Raw genomic sequence first — 7,272 nt, 5'->3', positions numbered from 1 at the left:
CACCAGCGCGTCCTTCAGCCTCGACTTGCCGATGCCCTCTTCTCCCACCAGCCAGATGGCCCGCCCCAGCCCCCGGCGCGCCTCCTCGGCGCACCACTTCAGCCGCTCCAGGTGCGCCACCCGCCCCACGAGCGGCGGCTGACAGGAGGCGAGCCCCCAGCGGCGCACCCCGCCCGCCAGGGGCGCGAGCAGCAGCGCGCGCGGGCACGTGGAGAGACCCGGGGAAAGTCGTGTCCCACAGGCCAGGCACACGCCCGACGACGCGGTCATGAGCACCTCCAGAGCCCGAACCTCTAACGCCACGGCCCCTTCACGCGCCTCGCGCCCGGGGGCTGTGCGTCTGTATTGAATCCGCCTGTGGGCCTGCCCTCCAGGCCACCGCACGCACGCACGCCCCCGCTGGATGTATGGCCTTTCCCTCACGGCATGGATGGGCTCGCCACCAATGCCAGACATTTCCAGCACCATCGCCCGAACCAACACTGTAAGTATGTGCGCCGCGTTTCCTGCCCAGCAGGCAGGCTCGACGGGAACTGTTGAATACGAAATAAAATGAGGCGATGGTTGTCCCCCGCTGCAACGCGGCGAACCCCCGCCGTGACCTTGGAGAAGCCCCGCAACTGAAATCAATCGCCGGCCCGTCGTGAGACGTCGCCGGACGCACTCCCCGTCTGTCTGTTTTTGAATCCCCCAGAGGTTCCCACATGAAGCAGTCTCTTCTGCTGGCCGGCGCGTTGCTCGGCCTTGGCGCCACCGCGTGCGGTCCCCAGGATTACAATGAGCTGGGAGAGGCCCCCTCCGGCGCGGAGGCCACCGCGTTCGCGACGTCCGCCGCCGCGCTGACCGCCTCCAACTGCACGCAGCTCACGGCCACCTCCGTCATCGCCAAGGGCCACGACGGCAACGTGCCGACCAACACGATGGATGACCGGCTCGACACGCGCTGGAGCATGCTCGGCAAGGGCGCGTGGATCGACTACGACCTGGGCTCCATCAAGTCGATCTCCGGCGTCACGGTGGCGTGGCACGAGGGCCACACGCGCTCCAACACCTTCACCGTGTCGGTCTCGCCGGATGGCTATACTTACACGCAGGTCTACAGCGGCACGAGCGCGCTGCAGACCGCCGCGCAGACGTACTCCTTCGGCACCACGTCGGCGCGCCGGGTGCGCATCACCGTCATGGGCAACACCGTGAACGACTGGGCGTCCATCGCGGAGGCCCGCGCCTGCGGCAGCACCGTGACGTCCCCGCCTCCGCCCACCGGCAGCAGCGTGGTGTGGGTGGGTGACTTCGAGACGGGTGACCGCACCCAGTGGACGCGCGCGCAGATGGTGAGCGCGGACCGGCTGGCGCTGGTGTCCTCGCCCAAGCGTCAGGGCGGCTACGCGCTGAAGGCCACGGTGAAGAAGGGCGATGACCCCATCAACTCCAGCGGCAACCGCAACGAGCTGGTGCGCATGACGAAGGAGCCGTCGGGTTCCGAGTACTACTACCGCTGGAGCACGATGTTCGACTCCACGTTCCCCAACGTGAACACCTGGCAGCTGTTCACGCAGTGGCACCAGGAGAGCGACACGGTGGGCGGCTCGCCGCCGGTGGAGTTCTACGTCTACGGCAACGAGGTCCGGCTGAACATCGGCGGCAACCCGGGCACCATCGTCTGGCGGGCGCCGCTGGTGCGCGCCAGGTGGATGGACTTCATCTTCCACGTGCGCTGGTCGGCGGACGCGAAGGTGGGCTTCGTGGAGCTGTACGTGGACGGCAAGCTGGTGCTGCCCAAGCGCTACATCGCCACGCAGTACCCGGGGCAGGTCAACTACCTGAAGATCGGCCTGTACCGGAACGACACCATCACCCCCACCGGCATCGTCTACCACGATGGCTGGGTGATGGCGCGCAAGCTCGAGGACGTGCTGAGCCCCACGGCCATCGTCAAGGCGCCGTAGCCCGGCGACGGCTGTACGGCACTCCACACGGTTTCAACCTCCGGGTCCGGGTCGCGTCCCCACGCGGCCCGGGCCCGGAGTAGTTTCGGGGCATGCCCAACACCCTGCGGGTCGTCCATGTCCACGTCCACGTGAAGCCCGAGCACGTGGACGCCTTCCGGGAAGCCACCCTGGCCAACGCGCGCGAGAGCGTGAAGGAGCCGGGGGTGGCGCGCTTCGATGTCATCCAGGACAGCGAGGACGCCACGAGGTTCGTGCTCGTGGAGGTGTACCGGAGCGCCGAGGCACCGGCCGCGCACAAGGACACGGCGCACTACCTGCGCTGGCGCGACACGGTGGCGCCGATGATGGCGGAGCCGCGCACCAGCCGGAAGTACGTGAACCTGTTCCCCGAGGACGCCGGGTGGTGACGGCGGGCCCCGCGGTCTTCGAGTTCGCCACCGCCACGCGGATTGTCTTCGGGCCGGGCAGGTTGTCGGAGGCGCCCGCGCTGGTGCGCGGCCTGGGCGCGGAGCGCGTGTTGCTCGTGACAGGGAAGAACCCCGGGCGTGCGCGCGGGCTCCGGGCTGCGTTGGAGGCGCAGGGGTTGGTGGTGAGCACGTTCTCGGTGGAGGGTGAGCCCACGGTGGACGTGGTGCGGCGTGGGCTGTCGGTGCTCGCGCAGGCGCGCTGTGAGGCGGTGGTGGCGCTGGGAGGCGGCAGCGCGCTCGACGCGGGCAAGGCGCTCGCCGCGCTGGCGACGCAGGGGGGCGACCCGCTGGACTACCTGGAGGTCATCGGCCGCGGACAGCCGCTAACCGGGGTGGCCCTCCCCTTCCTGGCGATTCCGACCACGGCGGGCACGGGGTCGGAGGTGACTCGCAACGCGGTGCTGGGGTCGAAGGAGGCGCAGGTGAAGGCGAGCCTGCGCGGACCGCAATTGCTGCCGCGGGTGGCGTTGGTGGACCCGGACCTGCTCATCGGCGCGCCGCCGTCGGTGCTGGCGTCCAGTGGCATGGATGCGTTGTCGCAGCTCATCGAGCCGTTCCTCTCCGCGCGCGCCAATCCGCTCACGGATGCCTTGGCGCGTGAGGGGTTGCGTCGGTCCGCGCGCTCGCTGCGCCGGGCTGTGTTGTCGACGGAGCCGGATGCCGAGGCCCGCGAGGACCTGGCGCTGGCCAGCCTCTTCGGTGGACTGTGTCTGGCCAACTCGGGGCTGGGTGCGGTGCATGGCTTCGCGGCGCCGCTCGGAGGCATGTTCGATGCGCCGCATGGGGCGGTCTGCGCGGCCCTGCTGTCCGCCGTGCTCGAGACCAATCTGCGCGCGCTGCGGGAGCGTGCTCCGGAGCACCCGGCGCTGCCGCGTTACCGGGAGCTGGCGACGCTGCTCACGGGCCGCGAGGGCGCGAGCGCCGAGGATGCCATCGAATGGGTGGAGTCCTTGCGAGGAGCGCTGAGCATCCCTGGCCTGGCTCGTCATGGGCTGACCGTGGAGAGGGTGCCGGAGCTGGTGACGAAGGCGCGCGCCGCGAGCAGCATGAAGGCCAACCCGCTTCCACTCACTGACGCGGAGCTCACGCACATCGCCACCCGTGCGCTGTAGCCCCCGGCATTCACGAGGAGCCCCATGGAAGACATCGACCTCGACACGCCTGATGGAACGATGGACGCGAAGCTGTTCCAGCCGGAGGGGCGCGGCCCGTGGCCCGCCGTGCTGCTGCTCACGGACGCGATGGGCATCCGCCCCGCCTTCGAGCACGCGGCCCAGCGGCTCGCGGACGCCGGCTTTGTGGTGCTGCTGCCCAACGTCTTCTACCGCGAGGGGCGCGCCGCGACCCTGGACCTGAACGGCTCCTTCGCGGACGAGGCCTTCCGCAAGCGCATCTACGCGCTCATCGCCACGTTGACGCCGGAGCGCGTGCGCACGGACGGCGCGGCGGAGCTGGACTTCCTCGCGCGGCTTCCGCAGGTGCGTGGCCCCAAGGTCGGCGTCGCCGGCTACTGCATGAGCGGCGGCATCGCCGTGCGGCTGGCCGCGGACTTCCCTGACGTCATCGCCGCCGCCGTGTCCAACCATGGCGGTCGACTCGCGACGGACTCGCCGGACAGTCCTCACCTGCGCCTGGGCGACGTGAAGGGAGAGCTCGTCTTCGGCCACGCGGACCAGGACGCCTCCATGCCGGCTGATGCCATCCAGCGGCTGGAAGCAGCGCTGAAGGCGGCCGGCGTGCGACACCAGTCCCGCCTCCACGTGGGAGCTCGCCACGGTTACGCGGTGGAGGACTCGGCCGCCTATCAGCCCGAGGCCGCCGAGGAACACTGGCGCGAGCTGCTCGACGTCATGGGACGCACGCTGGCGAAGTGAGACCAACCCGAGACCCTCTTGCCAGCAATTCGCGGGAGCGTTATTCGTACGTCCATGGTTCGCGTCGTGATTGCTCGTCGATTTAGCCGCCCCCCGGCCCCCTTCGGGTGTCGGGAGGCCGTGCTGCTCTGAGCGCGCACGCACCTCTCGTTGGCGAAACGCCGTCTGGCGCGACGCCCACCCGGAGCCGCCGGGGGGGCATCCGAGGCCGGTGACGCCTGGCGGACTCCTCGCTCGGCGTGCCGGAGACCGCTGCGTTTCCCGTTCGCTTCCGAGAGGTCTTCCCCATGTCGTCCCTTCCCATCGCCGTCCTCAGCGCCGAGGAGCTTCGGCGCGCCCTGTCCGTTCGCGATTTGACCGACCCCGCCTCGGGTCCCCACGCCCTCCAGCTCCTCGTCGCCTCCGTGCTCGAGGCCCTGCGCACCGCCTGGCGCTGCGAGGTCCTGACGCATCGACAAAGCCCCGTCGTCTCCATCGCCGACAACTACGACCGCCTCCACTACCCACCCGGAGGCGTCGCCCGCGACGCGCGCTACACCCGCTACGTCTGTGACACCGCCCTTTTGCGCTCGCAGACCTCCGCCATGATTCCCGGCGTCCTGCGCCGCCTCGCCTCCTCCCCACCCGAGGACGTACTGGTCGCCTGTCCCGGCCTCGTCTATCGACGCGACTGCATCGACCGGCTCCACACCGGCGAGCCCCATCAGATGGACTTGTGGCGAATCCGCCGTGGCCCGCCCCTCACCCCCCAGGACCTGCGCCAGATGATCGCCACCGTGGTCCAGGCGCTCCTCCCCGGGCGCGAGCTGAAGCTCACCGACGCCGTGCACCCGTACACGACGGACGGCCTGCAGATCGACGTCCGCGATGGCGACGACTGGGTGGAGATCGGCGAGTGCGGCCTCGCGCTCCCCGCCCTCCTCGCCGAGAGCGGCCTGGAGGCGGGCCCCGTCACCGGACTCGCCATGGGCCTGGGACTCGACCGCATCCTCATGCTGCGCAAGGGCCTGGACGACATCCGGCTCCTGCGCTCCACCGACCCACGCATCGCCACGCAGCTGTTGGACCTGACGCCCTATCAGCCCGTGTCCTCGATGCCCGCCGTGCGCCGCGACATGTCCCTGGTCATCGACGAGCACCGCACGGCGGAGGAGCTGGGCGACGCCGTCCGCGCCGCGCTGGGCGCACGGGCGGAGCTGGTGGAGAGCGTCGAGGTGGTGAGCCAGACGCCCTACGCCGAGCTCCACCCCAACGCGGTGAAGCGCCTGGCCCTCCGCCCGGACCAGAAGAACGTCCTCCTGCGCGTGGTGCTGCGCTCCCTGGAGCGCACGCTCACACATGACGAGTGCAACGAGCTGCGCGACGACATCTACGCCACGCTGCACCAGGGGACCACATGGGAGTGGGCCGCGCGCCCACGTCCCAGGGCGCCTCAGACCTTGTAGAGCAGGTCCATGTACTTCTTGAGCAAGTCGCTCACGAGGCCACGGAAGGGGACGGCGGCGGCCATGCCGTAGACGGGCGCCATCGTCCCCTTCTGGCCGGGGTTCGCCTTCACGTGCTCCACGGCGGCGCGAAGGTCCGACAGGAAGCGCTCCGCCACGCCCGGCTGCGCGTGCCGTAACGTCACGCACAGGTGCACCGCCGCGGGCTTGTGCAACCCGTTGAGGCTCCACCCCTGCTCCCCCAACCGCTCCATCACCTTGAAGATGTCCACCGTCTCGGAGCCGAACGCGATGACGAACAGCGGGTCTCCCAGCACGTGCAACTCGGGGATGGCCCGGATGCCCTGCTTGATCGTATCCGCCGTCTCGAGGATGCGGCGCGTGGCCTCCAGGTAGCCCTGCTCCCCCATGCTGACCAGCGACGCCCATGCCACCGCGATGAGCGCGCCGGGACGACTTCCGGAGAACGTGGGCGAGAAGTAGATGCCGCCGGGCCACTCCGTGGCCGTGAAGTACTGATGCGAGCGCAGCTCGGTGCCCCGGTACAACACCACCGACGAGCCCTTCGCCGCGTACCCGAACTTGTGCGTGTCCGCGGACATCGACGTCACTCCCGGCAGCCGGAAGTCGAACGGCGGTACCTCGCGCCCCAGCTTCCTCGCGAAGGGCAACACGAAGCCGCCCAGGCACGCGTCGGTGTGGAAGCCGATGCGCTTCTTGCGCGCCAGCTCGGACAGCTCGGCGATCGGGTCGATGACACCATGGGGAAAGCCCGGCGCCGAGCCGATGAGCACGATGGTGTTGCGGGTGAGCGCCTTCTTCGTCGCGGCCACGTCCGCGCGGTAGTCGGCTCCCACCGGCACGCGCACCATCTTCACGCCGAAGTAGTGCGCCGCCTTGTCGAAGGCCGGGTGCGCGCTGGAGGGCGCCACCATCTCCGGCCTGGTGATTCCCTTCGTCTCCCGCGCCCAGTCCCGGTACGTCTTGACGGCGAGCATGATGCTCTCCGTGCCGCCCGAGGACATCGAGCCGCAGACGTGCTCGGAGGCCGGACGCCCCGCGTTCGCCGCGTCCGCGCCCAGCATCGTCGCGGCCATGGCGACGACCTCGGCCTCGAACTTGGTGGCGCTCGGCCACAGGTCCGCGTGCAGCGGATTGCTCTGCGAGTGCAGCGCGTAGACGCGGTTGAGGAAGTCGATGTGCTCCGAGTCGCCGTTGTACACGGCGCCGGACACCTTGCCGTCGCGCCAGCGCTCCTCCTCCTGCGACTCCAGCGCCTGCAGCTCGCGCAGCACCTCCTCGCGCGAGCGCCCCGTCACCGGCAGCCGGTCGAACGCGGGCATCTTGCCCCGGTACGGCTTGAGCCCTCCCTCCAGCTCCGACAGCAGCGTGTCCGTCTCCTTCGAGAGCAGGTCGCGCACCAGCGGCACGGCCTTGAGATAGCGCTCGGCCGCCGACAGCAGGCGGGGCGGGACGTGGTTCAGCAGGTTCAGCGACTTGGGGTCGGGCAATGCCATGCGCGGCTCCTGGGCCT

The 7,272-nt window shown here is 70.0% G+C and carries 6 protein-coding genes and 1 pseudogene; 5 read left to right on the top strand and 2 right to left on the bottom strand.

What is annotated here, in order from left to right; genetic code table 11:
• A pseudogene (locus tag FL311_RS20000) lies at positions 1-270 on the bottom strand (hypothetical protein); the annotation flags it as partial.
• 434 nt (positions 271-704) lie between these two features.
• On the opposite strand from FL311_RS20000, the gene FL311_RS19995 reads away from it, so the two are divergent.
• From FL311_RS19995 to FL311_RS19975, 5 genes are all read left to right on the top strand, one after another.
• Complete coding sequence (locus tag FL311_RS19995; protein ID WP_141327142.1) at positions 705-1,949, top strand: heparin lyase I family protein; 1,245 nt, start codon at positions 705-707, stop codon at positions 1,947-1,949.
• A 92-nt stretch (positions 1,950-2,041) separates the two neighbouring features.
• Positions 2,042-2,359 carry an antibiotic biosynthesis monooxygenase gene (locus FL311_RS19990; RefSeq protein ID WP_141327140.1) on the top strand — a complete coding sequence of 106 codons (318 nt, stop codon included), beginning with the start codon at positions 2,042-2,044 and terminating at the stop codon, positions 2,357-2,359.
• On the top strand, positions 2,353-3,531 hold the full coding sequence (locus FL311_RS19985; protein WP_141327138.1) for an iron-containing alcohol dehydrogenase: 1,179 nt from the start codon (positions 2,353-2,355) through the stop codon (positions 3,529-3,531). Before FL311_RS19990 ends, FL311_RS19985 begins: the two co-directional genes overlap by 7 nt.
• A gap of 24 nt (positions 3,532-3,555) precedes the next feature.
• Positions 3,556-4,293, top strand: coding sequence for a dienelactone hydrolase family protein (locus FL311_RS19980; RefSeq protein WP_141327136.1), 738 nt, complete (start codon positions 3,556-3,558; stop codon positions 4,291-4,293).
• A 287-nt stretch (positions 4,294-4,580) separates the two neighbouring features.
• Positions 4,581-5,738 carry a hypothetical protein gene (locus tag FL311_RS19975; protein WP_141327134.1) on the top strand — a complete coding sequence of 386 codons (1,158 nt, stop codon included), beginning with the start codon at positions 4,581-4,583 and terminating at the stop codon, positions 5,736-5,738.
• On the opposite strand, the gene FL311_RS19970 is transcribed toward FL311_RS19975, so the two are convergent.
• Positions 5,726-7,255 carry an aminotransferase class V-fold PLP-dependent enzyme gene (locus FL311_RS19970; RefSeq protein ID WP_141327132.1) on the bottom strand — a complete coding sequence of 510 codons (1,530 nt, stop codon included), beginning with the start codon at positions 7,253-7,255 and terminating at the stop codon, positions 5,726-5,728. The two genes, FL311_RS19975 and FL311_RS19970, sit on opposite strands and share 13 nt — an antisense overlap.
• Positions 7,256-7,272: the final 17 nt, after the last annotated feature.

It is taken from the genome of Myxococcus sp. AB025B, assembly GCF_006518215.1.
Classification (GTDB): Bacteria; Myxococcota; Myxococcia; order Myxococcales; family Myxococcaceae; genus Myxococcus; species Myxococcus fulvus.
Note: the sequence above shows the minus strand (reverse complement) of the source record. Positions and strands in the feature narration are given on the sequence as shown.